Source organism: Clostridium sp. BL-8, from assembly GCF_002006495.1.
In the GTDB taxonomy this organism is placed as follows: Bacteria; Bacillota; Clostridia; order Clostridiales; family Clostridiaceae; genus Clostridium.
Genome location: NZ_LZZL01000072.1, coordinates 1 through 21,314 on the forward strand (window position 1 = coordinate 1; position 21,314 = coordinate 21,314).

Genomic DNA, 21,314 nt, shown 5'->3' on the forward strand with positions numbered 1-21,314 from the left:
GCTTTGAGTTATTTGATGCCCAAGAGGAAAGCTATAAAGAGTCTGTAATGCCAAAAGCAGTAAGAGCAAGAGTTGCGGTAGAAGCCTTAACAAGCTTTGGATGGCATAAATATGTAGGACTTGATGGAGAAGTTATTTCTCTAGATACTTTTGGAGCTTCAGGTAAAGCAGAAGAGTTATTTGAAATGTTTGGCTTTACTGTAGACAATGTTGTAACAAGGGCAGTTAAAGTTACGACTAAATAACCAAAGCATTTATATAAATTAAGAAAAAAATATATGAAATAAAAGAGTGGAGGTATTTTATGAGTCTAGAAATAAATGATGTAAAAAATGCCATCATCAATGGTAAAACAGTACTTGGTATTGAACTCGGATCGACTCGAATTAAAGCAGTCTTAATTAATGAAGATAATGAACCTATTGCCTCTGGAAGTCATGATTGGGAGAATAAATATGTCAATAATATTTGGACTTATAGCTTAGATGATATTTGGACAGGCGTACAGGACAGTTATCAGAGTATGGCTGAAGAGGTTAAAAAGAACTATGGGGTAACTATCCAAGTCATAGGAGCGATTGGATTTAGTGCTATGATGCATGGTTATATGGTTTTTAACAGAGATGGAGAACTATTAGTACCATTTCGTACATGGCGTAACACTATTACAGAAAAAGCATCTGAAGAGTTAACAAAGTTGTTCGACTATAATATTCCTCAAAGATGGAGCATTGCTCATCTTTATCAGGCTATATTAAATCAGGAAGAACACGTAACTGATATAAGTTTTCAGACGACTTTAGCAGGATATTTGCATTGGAAGCTAACAGGCAAAAAGGCTTTAGGTGTTGGTGAAGCATCTGGAATGTTTCCGATTGACATAGATACAAAAGACTTTAATGCAAACATGATTAAGCAGTTTAATGAATTGATTGCTCCAAAAAATTTCTCATGGAAACTAGAAGATATCTTACCAGAGGTTTTGGTAGCTGGTGAAAAGGCTGGTGTTCTTACAGAGGAAGGTGCAAGGCTTTTAGATGTCACAGGACAGTTGAAACCAGGAATTCCACTTTGTCCTCCAGAAGGCGATGCAGGAACAGGTATGGTTGCAACTAATAGTGTAGCAAAGCGTACAGGAAATGTTTCAGCTGGAACCTCAGTTTTTGCAATGATTGTACTTGAAAGGGAATTATCTAAAGTATATTCAGAAATTGATCTTGTTACAACACCTACTAGTAATCTAGTTGCCATGGTTCATTGTAATAATTGCACCTCAGATCTTAATGCATGGGTGGGATTATTTAAGGAATTTTCGGAGGCAATTGGTATGGAAGTTGATATGACTAAATTATTTTCAACTTTATATAATGAGGCACTTAAAGGAGATTCTGACTGCGGCGGTTTATTAGCTTATAATTATTTTTCTGGAGAACATATAACGAATTTTGAAGAAGGACGTCCAGTGTTTGTCCGCTCCCCAGAAAGTAAATTTAATTTAGCAAATTTCATGCGTGTAAACTTATTTACAGCATTAGGAGCACTTAAAATAGGTTTAGATATTCTACTTAAGCAAGAAGGAGTTAAGCTTGATGAAATCTTAGGGCATGGTGGTTTGTTTAAGACTAAGGATGTAGGACAGAAGATTATGGCAGCAGCTATTAATGCGACTGTTTCTGTCATGGAAACAGCAGGAGAAGGTGGAGCATGGGGAATTGCACTACTTGCATCATATATGCAAGGTAAAACAGAAAATGAGACATTAGAAAGTTATCTTGCACAGAAAGTATTTGCAGGAAAAATCGGTACAAAAATAGAGCCTGATTCTAGGGATGTTGAAGGTTTTAATGAATTTATCAAACGTTATACTAAGGGATTTCCTATTGAAAGAGCAGCAATAGACAACTTATAAATAAGTATTTAGTATAGTGCATTATTAAACATTGAATAATAATAATAAATTTATTAGATTGGAGAGTGTTATAAATGGAGCAAAAGTATGTCACTATGTGTAATGGATTACTATATTATTTGGTAGCACCTTGTTTATTGTTATACTTCATTACAATTGATATGGGACTTATTAATCGTTCTCTTACGATGTTAATAATATTTGGAGTGTTAATTGTGATAGGTGCTGCAGTACCAATGGTATATAAAAGAAAGAATACAGATTATAAATTTGATGTTAATAGTATGTATTCGAAAGTTATGTCTTTATTAGTGATTTGGGAGCTAGCTTATAATTTTTATAAATAAAGAGTATATATTATTTATTAAGAATTATGGCTATAAAGTACAGAAAATAAAACATAGAATATTAAATATTCTATGTTTGATAAACTGGTATATTATTATCCTTTAAAGTGTTTTAATTTGTCGAAAAATGATAACGTTTAAAACTGTTAAGGGTAAAATATAAATTCTAAATTAAATATATGGAAATGAAGGGAGAAACAAATAATGAAGAAAAAATTAATGGCTATTTTATTATCATCAATGGTACTATTTGGATCACTAGCAGGTTGCGGAGTAACCACTACTGCACCAGGAGGAGATAAAGAAAAAGCTAGTGGAGGTTCAACAGCTGGAAAAACTATTGGAATTTTAATGCCAACTAAGTCTTCTGAGCGTTGGATAAAAGATGGAGATGATATGGTACAAGGCTTGAAAGATCTAGGTTATAGTACAGATCTTCAATATGCAGAAGATACCGTTGAAACTCAAGTAGCACAAGCTGAAAATATGATAACAAAAGGTGTAAGTGCTTTAGTAATCGCTAACATTGATGGTGATTCTTTAACTGATGTTTGTCAAAAAGCTAAAGATGCAAACATTCCTGTTATAGCTTATGACCGTTTGATTAAAAATACTGCCAATGTAGATTATTATATTTCTTTTGATAATAAACTTGTAGGGGTACAAATTGGTCAATATATTGAAAGCAAATTAAATTTAAAAGATACATCAAATAGTAAATCATATAATATAGAATTATTTGCAGGTTCTCCAGATGATAATAATGCACATATGTTATTTGATGGTGCAATGAGTATACTTCAACCGTATATAGATTCTAAAAAGCTAGTTGTAGTTTCAGGTCAAACTAAATTTGATGACGTATGTACATTAAGATGGGATGGTGCTTTAGCACAATCAAGAATGGAAAATATATTAACTGCTAATTATTCATCAGGTAAAAAAGTTGATGCTGTAATGTCATCTTATGATGGTTTGAGCCGTGGTATCGTAGAAGCATTAAGAAGTGTAGGTTATGGTTCAGCTGATCTTCCATGGCCAATAATTACAGGTCAAGACGCAGAAACACCTACTGTTAAGTCTATTATTAAAGGTGAACAAACACAAACAACATTTAAGGATACAAGAAAATTATCAGCTCAAGCTGTTAAAACTGTTGATGAAGTTCTAAAAGGAGAAAAAGTAGAAGTAAATGATGACAAGACATATAACAATGGAGTAAAAGTTGTACCATCATACCTATGTACTCCAGTTTCTGTAGACAAAGATAATTACCAAAAAGAATTAATTGATTCAGGATATATAAAACAAGAGGATCTTAATAAATAGTAATTACATTAAAAAGTAATAGTAGCAATTTAATTGCTACTATTACTGAAATAAGGAGGGACGTAACATATGTTAGAGAATAATGATATAATTCTCGAAATGATAAACATAACTAAGACATTTCCAGGAGTAAAAGCATTAGACAATGTTAATTTACAAGTGCAATCTGGTGAAATTCACTCTCTTTGTGGAGAAAATGGAGCAGGTAAATCCACTTTGATGAAGGTGTTAAGTGGAATACATCCCTATGGATCATATGAAGGAGCCATTTTATACAATGGTAAAGCATGTAAATATAAAAATGTAAAAGATAGCGAAGCAGACGGAATAGTTATTATACATCAAGAATTAGCTTTAAGTCCTTACCTTAGCATAGCAGAAAATATCTTTATAGGAAATGAAATTTCAAAACATGGGATTATAGATTGGCATGAGGTGAGAACTAGGACTGAAGAATTACTTAAGAAGGTTGGACTTAATGAGGATCCAGATACTATTGTAAACACACTTAGTGTTGGAAAACAGCAATTAATTGAAATTGCTAAAGCGTTATCAAAAAACGTAAAATTACTAATTTTAGACGAACCAACAGCATCATTAAATGAAGATGATAGCGAACACTTATTAGATTTAATGTTGGATTTAAAAAAGCAGGGAATTACAAGTATTTTAATTTCACATAAATTAAATGAAGTATCAAAAGTTTGTGATTCTATAACTATATTGAGAGATGGAACAACAATTGAAACTTTGGATGCATCCAATGGAAGAATTTCAGAGGATAGAATTGTTAAGGGAATGGTAGGACGTGAACTTACAGATCGTTATCCAAAGAGGACTCCTAAGATAGGAGATGTATTATTTGAAGTAAAGGATTGGAATGTTTATAATCCAGAATACCCAGATAGAAAAAGGGTTGATAATGTTAATATAAATGTAAAAAAAGGTGAAGTTGTTGGAATTGCAGGGCTTATGGGTGCAGGAAGAACTGAACTTGCAATGAGTATTTTTGGAAAGTCATATGGAACGAATATTTCAGGAACCATTATAAAAGATGGTAAGGAGATTAATATAAAAACAGTTAAAGATGCAATTGATGCAGGTATTGCTTATGTAACTGAGGATAGAAAAGATGCAGGATTAAATTTAATTGATGATATACGTCATAATATTTCAATTGCATCACTAAAGAAAATTTCGCACAACGGTGTTATAAATGACCAAGTTGAAATTTTAGCAGCAGAAGAATTTAGAAAATCAATGAAAATAAAAACCCCAAGTATATTGCAGCTTACAGGAAACTTAAGTGGCGGTAATCAGCAAAAAGTAATACTTTCAAGATGGATTTATGCAGAACCAGATATATTAATTCTTGATGAACCAACTAGAGGAATTGACGTAGGAGCAAAATATGAAATTTACACAATTATAAATGATTTAGTAGCCCAAGGAAAAGCTGTTATTGTGATCTCTTCTGAATTGCCTGAAGTCCTTGGAATAAGTGACAGAATTTATATTATGAATGAAGGCAGAATGATAGGAGAATTAGATGCAAAAGAGGCTACTCAAGAAATTATTATGAGGAAAATAGTTACAGCAAAAAACAAGGAGGCGCAGTAAGATGAGTGAAAAAAATAATAGTGTTAAAGAAGAAGTTAAAAAAGGTAGCACATTTAGCAAAGTAATGGGAAAAAACGGTATGTTTATCGTATTGATAGCAGTAGTAGCTATATTTCAAATTTTAACTAAAGGAATTATGTTAAATTCTCTTAATATAACTAACTTAATTCAACAAAATGGGTATGTACTAATTATTGCAATAGGTATGCTTCTTGTAGTTATCACAGGAACTGTTGACCTTTCAGCTGGTTCAGTCTGTGCCTTCATTGGAGCAATAGCAGGTGTATGTATGGTTACCAAGGGAATGAACCCTGGAATATCTGTTATTATAACACTTTTAATAGGTGCAGCAGTTGGAGCCGCTCAAGGATATTGGATTGCTTATAAACAAATTCCAGGATTTGTAGTAACATTAGCGGGTCAATTAGTTTTTAGAGGATTTGCAATGATAATATTAAATGGTACTACAATTGCACCATTTCCAACATCATTTGCGAACATAGGATCTGGATTTTTGCCACCACTATTTTATTTCCAAATGGGAGAAGGTTACCTAGTAGGATCAACAGTACTTGTAGGGATCATACTTGCCTTAGGAGTTGTTCTAAAAAATATTCTTAACAGAAGAAAACTTACTAAATACAACTTTACAGTTGAAAATAAGAAATCGTTTATTGCTAAAAATGTTATTATAGTTTTAGTGATTGCCGCTGGAACTTTTACTTTAGCAAGTTATAAAGGAATACCTAATGTATTGATACTTGTTGGAATAATAATAGGAATTTATTCATTTATTACTACTAAAACAGTGTTTGGTAGACAAGTATATGCAGTTGGTGGAAATAGAAAAGCAGCAGCATTATCAGGAGTAAAGGTTGCTAGAACTCAATTTTTAGTATTTGTTAATATGGGAATAATAGCAGCATTAGCTGGTTTAATCTATGCGGCACGTGTTAATTCAGCACAGCCAAAAGCAGGAGTTAACTTTGAGTTTGATGCAATGGCAGCTTGTTACATAGGTGGTGCATCTACAAGTGGTGGTACAGGACGAATTATGGGAGCAGTTGTCGGTGGATTAGTATTGGGTGTTCTTAATAATGGTATGTCTTTACTAGGAGTCGATAATAACTGGCAAATGGCTATTAAAGGTTTCGTGTTGTTATTCGCAGTAGTATTTGATTTATATTCAAAGAAGAAAAAATAGTGATTAATTAATAGTTTGAATCAAATAAAAATTTGAATTGGCTGTCTAAAATAAAAATTTGATTTTTATTTTAGGCAGCTTGCTTTTTACATAATAAATACTTGAAATACATAAACGTACATATATTTTATTGGTGATAATACTCTGTTATATTAATTTGAAATGTGATGCTTAAACATATTACCTACTAAACTAAATATAAAAAAAACTGTTAATGATAGTAAAATTAATATATAATTAGGTAAAAGTATAAACTAAATAATAAAAAACTTAATATTTATATATATTAGAATTGAATGAAAAGATGGGTGAATATAATGGAAGCTAGAATAATAGTGGACAGTTGTGTGGATTTTAATTATGAAGTCTTCGGCAATGAAGAGTATATGGAAAGAGTACCCTTTAAAATTATAATTGATAATGAGGAAATAATTGATAAAAATTTAGATAGAACTGTACTGCTTGAAAAAATGAAAAATAGTAAAAATAAAATAGGAACTGCTTGTCCATCGCCAAATGATTTTCTAGAAGCGTTAAAAAAATCTAAAAACAACTTTATTGTTACTATTTCCGGAAAACTTAGCGGCTCATACAACAGTGCTATTTTAGCTAAAGAAATGTTATTAGAGGAATTTCCAGAGAGCTTTGTACATGTTTTTGATTGCAAAACAGCGGTTTCAGGGGCTGATTTAGTTGTTTTAAAAATAAAGCAATTGATTGAAGAAAAAGTTCAAAATAATTGCATTGTAGAAGAAGTCACACAGTATATACATGGCATGAAAACGTTGTTTGTATTAGAAAGGTTAGATAATTTGGTCAAGAATGGAAGGATAAGCAGCATGAAAGCTTTAATGGGTTCATTATTGCAAGTTATTCCAATTATGACTGCTTTAGATGGAGAAATTACTCTTAAAGAACAGGTAAGAGGAAAGAAAAAGGCTTTTAATAGACTGGTTGATATGATTGGTGAAGAAAGTATAGATTTTAAAAATAAAATTCTCGGAATAGGGCATATAAACGCAAAGGAAAAGGCAGAGAAACTTAAGGAAGCAATAAAGAGTAAATACAATTTCAAAGATATTATTATTTTTGAAGGGGGAGGCTTAAGTACAGTTTACGCTGATGATGGAGGAATTGTAATCTGCTATTAATCATAGGAGAACATTTCTGCAATAGATATATATGATATCCTTGTGTCTTTTTTGGCACAAGGATTTATTTTTCAAAGCTTGATATAAACAATATTTGTGTTAAAATAAAATTGTAGTCTGACTTTAATGGGAAGCCAAAGAAGAAAGACTTCTAAATGGTAATCGTTCTGAGATACATGAGGGTTCGACCCAAATGGCAAGGCGGTATTATAGATATAGAGATATATGCTATCCTTGCGTCTTTTTGGCACAAGGATTTATTTTTTCTATAGTATAATTTATCTGATGCTTAGCAACTGTAACACTACCATCTTATATCAAAGTGGTAGATAACAGTGGCACGGCCCTAGATAAGTTCAACTAACTTTCAGTTGGAGATTAAGACTCCCTCTGAAGCCAAGTTTCACTTTATATGAAAAGATAGGTAATTTCTTCTTGAAAGGGATAAAAGATATGGAAACAAGAATTGCATTGATAGGAATTATAGTGGAAGATATGAATTCAACAGACAAACTTAATAGCATCTTACATGAATATTCACAGTATATGGTTGGAAGAATGGGCATACCTTACCGTCAAAAAAATATCGGTATAATAAGCGTAGTTATAGATGCCACAAATGATATTATAAGTTCATTGTCAGGTAAGCTTGGTATGATTGAAGGCATAAGTGTAAAAACAATGTATTCTAAAACTGCAAAATAAAACTGTTTTGCCCAAATTGAATCATAAAATTTTAAATCAGAGCGTGTTACACAACAAAAAATTCAATTAAAGAAAGAAGCGTTGATTGATGTATAATGTTAAATCAAAAGTAGCAACAGAGTTTATCGATGAAGAAGAGATATTAGAAAGTCTCGAGTATGCAAAGAAAAATAAGAATAATAGAGAACTTATTAATCAAATTTTAGAAAAAGCTAAAGATTGCAAAGGGCTTTCCCATAGAGAAGCAATAGTTTTACTTGAATGTGAATTAGAAGATGAAAATGAAAAAATGTACAAGTTAGCTAAAGAAATTAAGCAGAAATTTTACGGAAATAGAATAGTAATGTTTGCACCATTATATCTTTCTAATTATTGCGTTAATGGATGTACTTATTGTCCATATCATTATAAAAATAAACATATAGCAAGAAAAAAACTTACTCAAGAAGATATTAAAAGAGAAGTTATTGCACTTCAAGATATGGGACACAAGAGACTTGCTCTAGAAACTGGGGAAGATCCAGTGAATAATCCAATTGAATACGTACTAGAAAGTATAAAGACAATTTATAGCATAAAGCATAAAAATGGCGCTATTAGAAGAGCTAACGTGAATATTGCAGCTACTACTGTTGATAATTATAGAAAACTAAAGGAAGCAGGAATAGGAACATATATATTATTCCAAGAAACATATAACAAAAAAGCATATGAAGAACTTCATCCAACAGGTCCAAAACATGATTATGCTTACCATACAGAAGCTATGGATAGAGCTATGGAAGGTGGCATTGACGATGTTGGAATGGGAGTATTATTTGGATTAAATATGTACAAATATGATTTTGTTGGACTTCTTATGCATGCAGAACATTTAGAAGCAGCAATGGGAGTTGGACCGCATACAATAAGTGTACCAAGAATAAGACCAGCTGATGATATTAATCCAGAAGAATTTAGTAATGCAATTTCAGATGATATATTTGCAAAAATAGTTGCAGTGCTTAGAATTTCAGTTCCATATACAGGTCTTATTGTTTCAACAAGAGAATCTCAAAAATCAAGAGAAAAAGTACTTGAACTTGGAGTTTCTCAAATAAGTGGAGCATCATCTACAAGTGTTGGAGGATATGCAGAAAAGGAAAAAGAAGAAGATAATTCAGCACAATTTGATGTGAGTGATAATAGAACCTTAGATGAGATCGTAAACTGGTTACTTGAAAGGGGACACATACCAAGTTTCTGTACTGCATGTTATAGAGAAGGAAGAACTGGAGATAGATTTATGAGCCTTGTTAAGTCTGGACAGATAGCAAATTGCTGTCAGCCTAATGCTCTTATGACTTTAAAAGAATATTTAGAAGACTATGCATCTGCTGACACAAAAGAAAAAGGCGAAGAAGCAATCAAAAATGAAATTCCAAGAATACCTAATGAAAAAGTGAGAAAAGTTGTATTAGAACATCTTGAAGATTTACATGAAGGAAAACGTGATTTTAGATTCTAATCTATAATTAATGGACTTATCCAAAGCATATATTTTGCAAGGATAAGTCTATTTTTATTTGTACGAAACTATAGATTCTCTAATATTAAGAAAATTTATGGAATTAAATTGATAGAGTTTTAGAAAATATTTCCTAAGAATTTCGATAATTTTGTGAAGAATTTCATATGGAGATTAAATTATAAAGTCTATATAATAAGGAATGTAAACGAGTAACAAAAAACAAATCTTTGTTCTAAGGCATATAAAAAAATAATGGCTAAAGATGTTATATCTATTTTTTGATTGTGCCGAAGTATACTTAAAGAATGTGGAGGGGTATAAATGAAAAGGTTTAAAAAATTATTACCAATCGTTATGTCAGTAGTTATGGTGGCTGCCACAATGGCAGGCTGTGGATCAAGCAGTAATTCAGGAAGTGCTGGAGGAGATAAGAAATCAGACTCTAAATCTTCAGATGTTTTAATTGGTTCAGCTATATATAAATTTGATGATACTTTTATGACAGGCGTTCGTACAGCTATGGAAGCTCAAGCTAAGGACAAGAGTGCAACTATTGAGTTAGTGGATTCTCAAAATAAGCAGCCTACACAAAACGAACAAGTAGATACCTTTATTACAAAAGGTGTAAATGCTTTAGCAATAAATCCGGTTGATAGTACATCTGCAGGTCCAATTATTGAAAAAGCAAAGGCTAAGAATCTTCCAATAGTATTTTTAAATCGTCAACCATCAGATGCTGATATGAAGACTTATGATAAAGCATGGTATGTAGGTGCACATGCAGAACAATCTGGAACTATGTCAGGTGAATTAATAGCTGACTATTTCAAGGCACATCCAGAAGCTGATAAAAATAAGGATGGAGTAATACAATATGTAATGCTTCAAGGAGAGCCAGGACATCAAGATGCAACTCTTCGTACACAATATTCTGTAAAGGCTATAGAAGATGCTGGATTTAAAACAGAAAAGCTTGCAGCAGATACAGCAATGTGGGATAAAGCAAAAGCAACTGACCTTATGAAAGCATTTATTACAGGACAAGGTATTGATAAAATAGAAGCAGTTCTTTGCAACAATGATGATATGGCTCTTGGTGCAATAGAGGCTTTAAAAGCAGAAGGATACAATAAAGGAGATGCTAGCAAGTATATTCCAGTAGTTGGAGTAGATGCAACAGCACCAGCATTACAAGCTATGAAAGAAGGTTCACTTCTTGGAACAGTATTAAATGATGCAGCAAACCAAGGTAAAGCAACTGTAAATATTGCTTTAGCAGCTGCTCAAGGTAAAGAAATTAATAAAGATAACATTGGTTATGATGTAACAGATGGAAAATATGTATGGATAAACTATGTAAAGGTTACTCAAGACAATTATAAAGATTATATGAAATAAGGCACAATCAAAAAAATAACAAGTCCATTTGTCAGCATATTTCACATCATGCTGCGGCGACAAATTGACCTGATAGTCCCATTGTGATGGCAATTTATCTTCTTGCCTGATGAAAAATATTCATGATAACTTTGGACTTGTTATTTATCTTCATGTGCCTAAAACTTATAAAGTTAAGAATTAAGAGTTATGAGTTTGGGATAAAGTCCTCATAGGGATTTTATAAAGGATATTTTAAAGCTATGGGCTTTTATTCCTTGACTCCTAACTCTTAACTCATAACTTAAATAGGGATACGTGGTAAAGTCCTCATCCCAGAATTGTTATTTATAAAAGGAGGATGGTTTTAATGGGTGAATATGTACTGGAGATGAATAATATAACAAAAGTTTTTCCAGGCGTAAAAGCACTAGATAACGTAACACTCAAAGTCCGCAAGGGAAGCGTTCATGCACTAATGGGAGAGAATGGTGCAGGAAAGTCAACCTTAATGAAGTGTCTTTTTGGTATTTATCATGAAGATGGTGGCGAAATTATACTAGATGGAAAGAAAATGGAGATAAATACTTCAAAGCAAGCATTGGATTTAGGCGTATCAATGATCCATCAAGAATTACACCCAATTCGTTTCCGTCCAGTTATGGAAAACATTTGGCTTGGCAGATTTCCAATGAGAGGAATTGCAGTTGATAGAAAAACCATGATTAAAAAGACACAAGAATTGTTCGATGAAATTGAGTTAGATATTAATCCAGAAATATTGGCAGGAAAACTCTCAGCCTCTAATCTTCAATTAGTTGAGATAGCAAAGGCTGTTAGCTATAATTCAAAAATTATCATTATGGATGAGCCAACTTCATCCTTAACAGAAAATGAAACTAAGCATTTATTTAAAATAATAAAACAGCTTCAAAATAAGGGATGTGCAATTATATATATATCCCACAAGATGGAGGAAATTCTTAAAATATCAGATGAAGTAACAATTATGAGAGATGGTCAGTATGTAGGAACTTGGGATGCAAAGGACCTTACAACAGATTTAATAATAAAGCGTATGGTTGGACGTGATATGACTAATAGATTTCCACCAAGAACATATAAACCAACAAAAGAGGTGGTTTTAAGAGTACAGGATTATTCATCTCCGCTACCTAAATCCTTTAAAAACGTAAGTTTCGAATTGTACAAAGGCGAGATTTTGGGAATAGGCGGACTTGTTGGTGCACAACGTACAGAATTAGTAGAAGCTTTGTTTGGACTTCGTGAAGTAGAATCTGGAAGGATAGAGAAAGATGGAAAGGAGATTAAAATTAAAACTCCAAGAGATGCGAAAGAGAGTGGCTTTGCACTTTTAACTGAGGAAAGGCGTGCTAGTGGAATTTTCGGTATTCTTTCTGTATTAGATAATACTGTAATTGCAAGTCAAAAGAAATATTCTAAAGCTGGTGTATTACAAGATTCTAGCAGATACGAAGCTGCTAAAAGGTCAAATAATGAACTTAAAACTAAAACTCCAAGCTTAGAACAATTAATTCAAAACCTTTCGGGAGGAAACCAACAAAAGGTTTTAATTGCCCGCTGGCTTCTTACAAATCCAGATATTCTTATATTGGACGAGCCTACAAGAGGGATTGATGTTGGTGCTAAGTATGAAATTTACACCATAATGCATGAATTGGTTAAGCAAGGTAAATCAATCATTATGATATCTTCTGAAATGCCAGAATTGCTTGGAATGTCAGATAGAATAATGGTTATGTGTGAAGGTAAGGTTACTGGAATTTTAGAGCAAAGCGAAGCTGATTCTGTAAAGGTTATGAATTTAGCTACAAAATTTATGCAATAAGGCATATCTCCTCTGTAAATAAATCTAATAATAAATGGACTTTTATAGGAGAAAGAAAGTGAGGTATATAATATGAGTGGAGAAAAGATAATTTCACGAAAAGAATTCGGAAAAATATTTTTAGGTATAGGTGTTCTTTTTGTGGTTTTAGGAATTGTTTTTAAATTTATTCTAAATCCAAAGGTTTTTTATGATTTACCAATTTATATTATGGGAGTTGGTATAGCAGTACTTATCTTTGGAGGCAAGCAATATATAGATAAGAAAAATGCGGATATGGATGTTGTTTTTTCAGCAAAAACTGTTAAAAACTTTTTAACAGATAATGCTATCATTTTAGCGCTATTAATACTAGTTATTGTAATAATGGTAATTCAGCCAAGGTTCATGCAGTACGCTGTATTTCTTGATATATTAACACAATCATCAACAAAAATGATTGTTGCCCTTGGAGTTTGTTTTACATTACTTATTGCTGGTACTGACTTATCAGCAGGTCGTATGGTTGGACTTGCAGCAGTAATATCTACTTCAATGCTTCAAAATCCAGACTATGCTAATAGGTTTTTCCCAGGATTACCGCAGATAGCAGTTATTATTCCTATAATACTAGCTGTAATTGCCTGTGCTTTATTTGGAGTATTCAATGGATTTTTAGTAGCAAAATATGACATGCATCCATTTATAGCTACCTTGGCATCGCAAGTTATAGTTTATGGTGCAACTTCTTTGTATTTTGATATGCCGCCTAATAAATCACAACCAATAGGTGGTATTAGACCAGATTTCATAGCTTTAGGACAGACAAAACTATTTCAAATAGGAAGTTTCCCTGGAATATCAATTCTAGTTCCAATTGCTATAGTATTTATTATTCTAGTTTGGTTTATCTTGAATAAAACCGTATTTGGTAAAAATGTATATGCAATCGGAGGTAATCGTGAAGCTGCTATAGTTTCAGGTGTTAATGTATTTGCAACTATAATGGGAATATTTATCTTCGCAGCACTTTTATATGGTGTTGGAGGTGTATTAGAGGCTGCTAGAACAGCTGGTGCAACTAATAATTATGGTAATGGTTACGAACTTGATGCAATTGCGGCCTGCGTTGTTGGTGGTGTTTCACTAAATGGTGGTGTTGGTAAAGTAGGAGGAATAGTAAGCGGTGTTCTAATATTTACTGTTATTCAGTATGGATTACAATTTATCGCTGTAAGCCCTATGTGGCAGCAAGTTATTAAAGGTATTATAATTGCCGTTGCTGTTGCTATTGATATGGCAAAGTATAGAAGAAAGTAGAAATTAAATAAAGAAAGTGTATAATACAGGTAAATCTTTTAATGTAATATAAAAGATTTACCTGTATTTTTGTTAAAAAGAAGGTTGTGGAAAAAATTTGTAATGCTACTGGTAATAATTGAGTTCTTAATGTATAATAATATCTGAATCTTATGAAATGTTTGAATAATTTAGTTCATCTATTGGAGGTAATTAAATGGGTTTATATAAAATTATGATTGTAGATGATGAGGAAGAAATAAGACTCGGTATTATAAAAAAGATTGATTGGAATGAAAACGGATTCATAGTGGTTGGGGATGCAGAAAATGGACAGGAAGCACTTGAAAAAGCTGAAAAGCTTCAGCCAGATGTCATAATGACTGATATTAAGATGCCATTTATGGATGGACTAGAATTAGGGGAAAAACTTGTAGAATTAATGCCATCTACGAAAATAATAGTATTTTCAGGATATGATGACTTTGAATATGCTCATAAAGCAATCAAAATAAATGTAGTTGAATATGTTTTAAAACCAATTAACTCAATCGAACTAATGGAAGTTTTAAAAAGGCTTAAGGAACAGTTAGATAGGGAATATAGTGAAAAGAGAAATTTAGAAAATTTATATAAATACTACGTAAAAAGTCTGCCAGTAATCAGGGAACAATTTTTAGTGGGAGCAATAGAGGGAAAGATAACTGAAGAAAAATGGAAAGAACAAGCAGAGGATTTAAGTATAGACTTTAATTATGAATATGTAAATGTAGCACTAATTCATGCAGATGGTACTTTAAAATTAAATGAGGGTAGCAATGAATTAATCGAAAAAGAAACAAGTCTGGTACCAATATCAATAAAAAATATAGTAGATGAAACCTTATATAAATATTGTAAGTTTGTAAGCTTTCTTTATTCTGATACGGTTGTAGTTATAGGAAATTTTCAAGAAGAGGAAGATATATTATCTTTTATAAAAGGAATAAATGAGGTTTGTAAGGTATATGAACGTATTATGAATTTAACAATATCAGCAGGAATAGGATATACCTACTCTAGTTTTTCAGAAATAAGCTCTTCATATAGAACTGCACGAAATGCACTGGATTATAGATTTATACTTGGTACGGGCAAGGCAATTTATATTGATGATGTAGAACCAGATAATTCTATCCAGCTTAGATTTGATGAAGAAGAGGAACGTGCAATGTTAAATTCAATAAAAATATCTACAGAAGATGAAATTGCGAAAACAATAGAAAATTTATTTAAGAAAGTAGAAGATTTACTTTTGCCATTTAACCAATATAGAATTTATATTATGGAAATGATGACATCTTTATTAAAACTTGTACAAACTTATAAGCTAGAAATGAATGATATCTTTGGAGGAGACTTTAATTGTTATAGCTATTTGGATTCTTTTGATTCTATACACGAAGTAAAAGAATGGCTAATACAAAAGGCTGTCAAGGTAAACGTTTCTATAAAAAAGGAACGTATAAATTCATCAATGTTACTTATTGAAAAAGCAAAAGAGTATATTGGAGAAAATTATAGTGACTGTGATATTTCTGTAGAAAAGCTATGCTCTGAATTACACGTCAGTCCTACATATTTCTCTACAATTTTTAAAAGAGAGACAGGCATGAATTTTGTTAATTACTTAACATCAGTGCGCTTAGAAGAAGCTGTGAAACTTTTAAATACTACTGATTATAAAACATATATGATAGCAGATAAGGTTGGATATCCAGAAGCAAATTATTTTAGTTATGTTTTTAAAAAAGAGTTTGGAGTATCACCGTCAAAGTACAGAAAGAATTGAGTGAATTATTATGCTTAATTTATTTGAAATGAAAAGGATAATAAAATGGTTTAAAAATGCAAGTATACAATATATAATATCAGTTTCATTTACAGTAATAGCTGTTGTAGGAATGATAATTGTTGGAGGAGGTCTATATTTACGTTATATAAATTCAACTGAGGAGATGATATCTGAAAATAATAAATCTATCCTTGAACAGGTAAATTTAAATTTAGATAATTATTTAAGAAATATGATGAAGGTATCTGATACAACTTATTATAATGTAATAAAAAAGAAGGATATAGCTACGGATAGTTTGGATAAGGAGATGGATCTGCTCTATGAGACCAACAAAGATTCACTTATAAGCATCTCTGTATTTTCGGAAGATGGTCAAGTTGTTGCGGCATCTCCAGTAGGACAATTGAAAAGTTCAGTTGATCCAAGAGAAAGCGATTGGTTTTCTAAGGCCATGAGTAGAAAAGAAAATTTACATTTCTCAACACCTCATGTACAAAACTTATTTGTAGATTTAGACAATAAATATCATTGGGTTGTATCCTTAAGCCGTGCAGTAGAATTGACAAGTAATAAAAAAACTACCTTTGGAGTGTTATTAGTAGATATGAACTTTAGTGGTATTGAGCAGATTTGTAAAAATGTAAACATGGGTAAGACTGGGTATGTATACTTAATTGACCGTGAAGGAGAAATAATATATCATCCTAGACAACAATTAATTTATTCAAATTTAATTCAAGAAAATAACCCAAATGAAGCTGCTTATGATGATGGAGATCATATAGAAACCTTTCAGGGAGAAAAGAGACTAGTTACAGTAAAAACTGTTGGTTATACAGGATGGAAGATAATAGGCGTGACCCCGATGGCCGATATAACATCGGATTATTACCAAATGAAAGTTTTTGCAGCATTTATTATGTTTTTTGCTATTTTTATTCTTGTTTTTCTTAATATGTTTGTATCCTCACGTATAGCTAATCCTGTTAAATCGTTAGAGAGGTCTGTAAAAAGACTTGAAAACGGAGAAAAGGATGTAGAAATTTTAATTAGTGGGTCATATGAAGTGCAGCATTTAGGAAAAGCAATAAAATCTATGGTTAATCAAATGCATCTGCTTATGGATAATATAATGGCTGAGCAGGAATCTAAGAGAAAAAGTGAATTAAACGCACTTCAGGCTCAAATTAATCCACACTTTTTGTATAATACATTAGATTCTATAATATGGATGATAGAAAATGAAAATTATGATGGAGCTATTATTATGGTAACAGCTCTAGCAAGACTATTTAGAATAAGCTTAAGCAAGGGAAAAAATATAATAACAGTAAAAGATGAAATTGAACATGCACGTAACTATTTAACAATTCAAAATATACGTTATAAAAATAAATTTACATATAGCATAGATGTGGATGAAGACGTACTCAATCTCGCAAGCATAAAACTAATAGTTCAACCTTTAATTGAAAATGCTATTTATCATGGCATGGAATTTATGGGGGGAGACGGTGAGATTTTAGTAAAAGCTTATATTGAGAAAAATGATTTGTTTATTGATGTTATTGATAATGGGCTTGGCATGCCGCAAGAAGTTGCTGATACACTTTTAACTAGTGAAAGTAAGATAGAAAAGAAGAGTTCAGGTATTGGACTAAAAAATGTTAATGAAAGAATACAATTATATTTTGGGAAAAGGTATGGTCTTGAAATTTATAGTGAACCAGATGAAGGTACTACAATTCGGATTCATATGCCATGCATGGATTATTATGGGCTTAAGAAGAAAGGGGAAGAAGATTAGTGAGAAAAAGAAAAAAAATAATAATAATTATTGCCTTTCTATTATTAGTATCACTTTTTCCACTGCTCTTAAATGATACTCTATGGCATGAAAAAGACAAAAAAATATATAATATATCAATTATAACTAGAGGGAAGAATAGTGAAAGTCTAATAATAATGAAGCAAGGTATGGATCAAGCGGCTTCAGAAATGAATGTAAATACAAGTTTTGTTACTTTATCAGAAGATAATAGCATTGATGAACAAAATAAACTAATAGAAAGAGAAATTAAAAATAATGCGGATGCAATAATCATATCGCCTGTAGATTTTGAAAGAATGGTCAAGCCAATAGAAAATGCAATGAAAAAGGTGCCTGTTATATTATTTGAATCAACTGTTGATTCAAAGTACGTTGAACCAAGTATTTCCTGTGATAACTATAACCTTGGGGTTAACTTAGGGAAAGAAGTAATAAAAAATGGAAAAATGTGCAGTAATATTGCTATTATAAAAAATAATTTAAATTGTAGTAGTATAAAGGAAAGATATGATGGTTTCATGAGTGTTATGGAGAATGCAGAAAATAATTATATTTTTTGGGAACTTAAAGATGAAAAGCAGCAGACTTACTATAATCAAGGAAAGAGCTTGTTGGAAAATAATAATGTTGATGTAGTAGTTACCTTTGATACAGGAATACTAGAAGGTATTTCTGAGGCAAAGAAAGATTTAATAAATACAAACAAAGAGAAGGCAGCTATTGAGATTTATGGAGCAGGAAGCACAAGCAAAATAATTTCTTTATTGGAAGATAAAACAATAAAAGCGATTGCCATTCAAAATGAATTTAATGTAGGGTATTTAAGTATAAAATCAGCAGTAAATAGAATTAAAGGTGAAAACATGGACAATAGTAATATTTCTTCCACTGTAGTTAATAGAGAAAATATGTATTCAGAAGAAAACCAAAGGTTATTGTTTCCATTCATTAGATAAATATTTAATATAAATATATTGCGGAGGGATTTATAGTGAGGTTAATTAAAAAATTATCAGGATTCTTAGCAATAATTTCAGTATTTAATGTATTATCAGCATGTGACGCAAATGTAAAGGCAGGAAGTTATAATAACATTAAAGAGATAAAAATTGGTGTGACCTTGTATAGGCAGGATGATGCATTTATCTCCCTAATTGCTCAAAATATTCAAGAAGTCGCAAAAGAAAAGGAAAAAGAAAATGAAGGCAAATATAAAATGAGCATAGATGTTTTGGATGCAAAGGGAAGCTCTATTAATCAAAATAATCAAGTAGATAAATTTGTTGCTCAAAATTATGATGTTATATGTGTAAACTTGGTCGATAGAACCGCAGCATCAACTATTATTGACAAGGCAAAGGCAGCCAATATACCGATTGTTTTCTTTAATCGTGAACCAGTGGAAGAAGATATGGAAAGATGGAATAAATTATATTATGTAGGAGCTAAGGCAGAACAATCAGGGGAAATGCAGGCAGATATTATTATAAATGCTTATAAAGAAAATAGCAGAAATGTAGATAAAAATGGGGATGGAAAGATTCAATATGTTATGCTTGAGGGAGAACCAGGTCATCAGGATGCTTTAATTAGAACTGAATATTGTATTAAAACTATAACTCAAAGTGGAATTGAATTAGAAAAGCTTGCAGATGATACAGCAAATTGGCAAAATGCTCAGGCAACCACAAAAATGACACAATGGATTAAGAATTTTGGTGATAAAATTGAGGTGGTATTCAGTAATAATGATGATATGGCACTTGGAGCTATATACGCATTAGACAATGCTAATGTAAAAAATAGACCTCTAGTAGTTGGTGTTGATGGAATTCCTAAAGCTTTAGAAGCAGTAAAGAATGGAACCATGATTGGAACTATTTATAATGATTCCAAAAAACAGGCAGAGGGCATTTTCAATATTGCATATACATTAGCTACACATGGAAATATCAATTCAGTTGATGGATTAGAAAAGGGACAATATATTAGAACTTCTCATACTGAAGTCACAAGCCAAAATGTAGATTCGTTTTTAGAAGGTAAATAATATAACGATTATTTCAGATGCATGTAAATTTCTATTATATACAGAATTGTTAATTGATAAAGCAAAATTATAAATAATGAAAAATATATATTAAATTAGAAAAGCCGCATAGGCTTTTTTTATTTAATATATATTGTAAATTAGTAACTGTAAAATGTTTTATTTGTGCTATTAGCATAAATGCTTTTATGAATACGCATAATAAAATTAGCTTTTAATAGATAATGATAATATGGAGGCTAAAATGAAATTATTAACGAAGATATTAATAGTAACTGTAGTTGTAACATCAAGCATTGAGGTACTTTTTTATAGACTAGCTTCATATGCCCAAGTGGGAACTAATAGACCAGTTAGAGCTAGTGTATTGCTACGTGAACCAGCTGATCCATATAATGCTTTGCTAAAGGAGAATTTAGAAAATATTCAAAATCAAGAAAAAGGGAAAATAGAATTTAATTTTTATGATTCCAAAAATAATCAAGCAGAGCAAGACAAACTACTTAATAATATATTAGAAGAAGGAAATACAGATCTTGTATTAATAAATGTAATAGAGCCAAAAGAAACAAAAAGTATTATTGATAAAATTAAAATGAAAAACATTCCAGTAGTTTTTTTTAACATAGAAGAACCCAATATGGATGCACTTAGATCGTACAATAAAGCTTATTTTGTTGGAACAAATTCGGAAGAAGCAGGAATACTTCAAGGGGAAATACTTGTAAGGTTATGGAATCAAAATAAAGCAACCATAGATAAAAATCATGATAATATAATGCAATATGTTATGCTAATGGGGAATAAGGATAACTTAGAAGCGATTGGAAGAACTCGGTACTCTGTATCGACAATTAATGATGCAGGAATACAAACCCAGGAACTAGCTTTAAAAGTTTGCAACTGGGATAAAAATCAAGCCATAGTGGCAATGGAACAAGCATTTCTGCAAAACGGTGATAAAATTGAAGCTGTAATTTCTAATAATGATGCAATGGCAATAGGTGCCATTGAAGTATTACAAAAATATGGGTATAACAAAGGAGATGCAAATAAGACTATACCGGTAGTTGGAGTTGATGCTATACCAGAAGCAAGAGAATTAATTAGAAAGGGAGAAATGGCAGGAACAGTTATTCAAGATGCATATAAAATGGCGAAAGCAGTTTATGATATTGGAATGAATTTAGTTCATAATAGGCCTCCACTTGAAGGTACAGAATATAAATTTGATAGTACTGGTGTTTCAGTTCGTATTCCTTATAGAGAATATATTGAAAACAATAGTTAGCTTTA

16 protein-coding genes and 1 pseudogene are annotated in these 21,314 nt (G+C 31.5%); all 17 read left to right on the forward strand.

The features are described from left to right. Window positions 1-245: pseudogene (locus CLOBL_RS20630) on the forward strand (transketolase); the annotation flags it as partial. A gap of 59 nt (window positions 246-304) precedes the next feature. Continuing rightward, on the forward strand, window positions 305-1,909 hold the full coding sequence (locus CLOBL_RS20635; RefSeq protein ID WP_077860747.1) for an FGGY-family carbohydrate kinase: 1,605 nt from the start codon (window positions 305-307) through the stop codon (window positions 1,907-1,909). A gap of 74 nt (window positions 1,910-1,983) precedes the next feature. After that, entirely contained in the window at window positions 1,984-2,256 is a 273-nt protein-coding gene (locus tag CLOBL_RS20640; protein ID WP_077860748.1) for a hypothetical protein, read from the forward strand. Window positions 2,257-2,460: 204 nt separating this feature from the next. Next, window positions 2,461-3,585 (forward strand): multiple monosaccharide ABC transporter substrate-binding protein, encoded by a 1,125-nt coding sequence (gene chvE / locus CLOBL_RS20645; protein ID WP_077860749.1) that lies wholly within the window; start codon window positions 2,461-2,463, stop codon window positions 3,583-3,585. 69 nt (window positions 3,586-3,654) lie between these two features. Beyond that, window positions 3,655-5,205 (forward strand): multiple monosaccharide ABC transporter ATP-binding protein, encoded by a 1,551-nt coding sequence (mmsA, locus tag CLOBL_RS20650; RefSeq protein WP_077860750.1) that lies wholly within the window; start codon window positions 3,655-3,657, stop codon window positions 5,203-5,205. A 1-nt stretch (window position 5,206) separates the two neighbouring features. Next, window positions 5,207-6,409, forward strand: coding sequence for a multiple monosaccharide ABC transporter permease (mmsB, locus tag CLOBL_RS20655; protein WP_077860751.1), 1,203 nt, complete (start codon window positions 5,207-5,209; stop codon window positions 6,407-6,409). Between the two features lie 317 nt (window positions 6,410-6,726). Beyond that, window positions 6,727-7,560, forward strand: a complete 834-nt coding sequence (locus tag CLOBL_RS20660; protein ID WP_077860752.1) for a DegV family protein — start codon at window positions 6,727-6,729, stop codon at window positions 7,558-7,560. Between the two features lie 453 nt (window positions 7,561-8,013). Beyond that, window positions 8,014-8,265, forward strand: coding sequence for a TM1266 family iron-only hydrogenase system putative regulator (locus CLOBL_RS20665; RefSeq protein WP_077860753.1), 252 nt, complete (start codon window positions 8,014-8,016; stop codon window positions 8,263-8,265). Window positions 8,266-8,353: 88 nt separating this feature from the next. Then, window positions 8,354-9,772 carry a [FeFe] hydrogenase H-cluster radical SAM maturase HydG gene (hydG, locus tag CLOBL_RS20670; protein ID WP_077860754.1) on the forward strand — a complete coding sequence of 473 codons (1,419 nt, stop codon included), beginning with the start codon at window positions 8,354-8,356 and terminating at the stop codon, window positions 9,770-9,772. A gap of 324 nt (window positions 9,773-10,096) precedes the next feature. After that, on the forward strand, window positions 10,097-11,173 hold the full coding sequence (locus CLOBL_RS20675; protein ID WP_077860755.1) for a galactose ABC transporter substrate-binding protein: 1,077 nt from the start codon (window positions 10,097-10,099) through the stop codon (window positions 11,171-11,173). A gap of 349 nt (window positions 11,174-11,522) precedes the next feature. Then, window positions 11,523-13,022: a sugar ABC transporter ATP-binding protein gene (locus CLOBL_RS20680; protein ID WP_009168565.1), complete on the forward strand. Its 1,500-nt coding sequence runs from the start codon at window positions 11,523-11,525 to the stop codon at window positions 13,020-13,022. Between the two features lie 72 nt (window positions 13,023-13,094). Then, the gene (gene mglC / locus CLOBL_RS20685; protein WP_077860756.1) at window positions 13,095-14,321 is read left to right on the forward strand and encodes a galactose/methyl galactoside ABC transporter permease MglC; all 1,227 of its coding nucleotides are present in this window, start codon (window positions 13,095-13,097) and stop codon (window positions 14,319-14,321) included. 196 nt (window positions 14,322-14,517) lie between these two features. Continuing rightward, complete coding sequence (locus CLOBL_RS20690) at window positions 14,518-16,131, forward strand: response regulator (protein WP_077860757.1); 1,614 nt, start codon at window positions 14,518-14,520, stop codon at window positions 16,129-16,131. A gap of 10 nt (window positions 16,132-16,141) precedes the next feature. Then, on the forward strand, window positions 16,142-17,944 hold the full coding sequence (locus CLOBL_RS20695) for a sensor histidine kinase (RefSeq protein WP_077860758.1): 1,803 nt from the start codon (window positions 16,142-16,144) through the stop codon (window positions 17,942-17,944). Continuing rightward, window positions 17,944-18,924 carry a substrate-binding domain-containing protein gene (locus CLOBL_RS20700; RefSeq protein ID WP_077860759.1) on the forward strand — a complete coding sequence of 327 codons (981 nt, stop codon included), beginning with the start codon at window positions 17,944-17,946 and terminating at the stop codon, window positions 18,922-18,924. Before CLOBL_RS20695 ends, CLOBL_RS20700 begins: the two co-directional genes overlap by 1 nt. A gap of 35 nt (window positions 18,925-18,959) precedes the next feature. Continuing rightward, window positions 18,960-20,018 carry a galactose ABC transporter substrate-binding protein gene (locus CLOBL_RS20705; RefSeq protein WP_077860760.1) on the forward strand — a complete coding sequence of 353 codons (1,059 nt, stop codon included), beginning with the start codon at window positions 18,960-18,962 and terminating at the stop codon, window positions 20,016-20,018. A 244-nt stretch (window positions 20,019-20,262) separates the two neighbouring features. Then, window positions 20,263-21,309 carry a galactose ABC transporter substrate-binding protein gene (locus CLOBL_RS20710; RefSeq protein ID WP_077860761.1) on the forward strand — a complete coding sequence of 349 codons (1,047 nt, stop codon included), beginning with the start codon at window positions 20,263-20,265 and terminating at the stop codon, window positions 21,307-21,309. Window positions 21,310-21,314 lie beyond the last annotated feature (5 nt).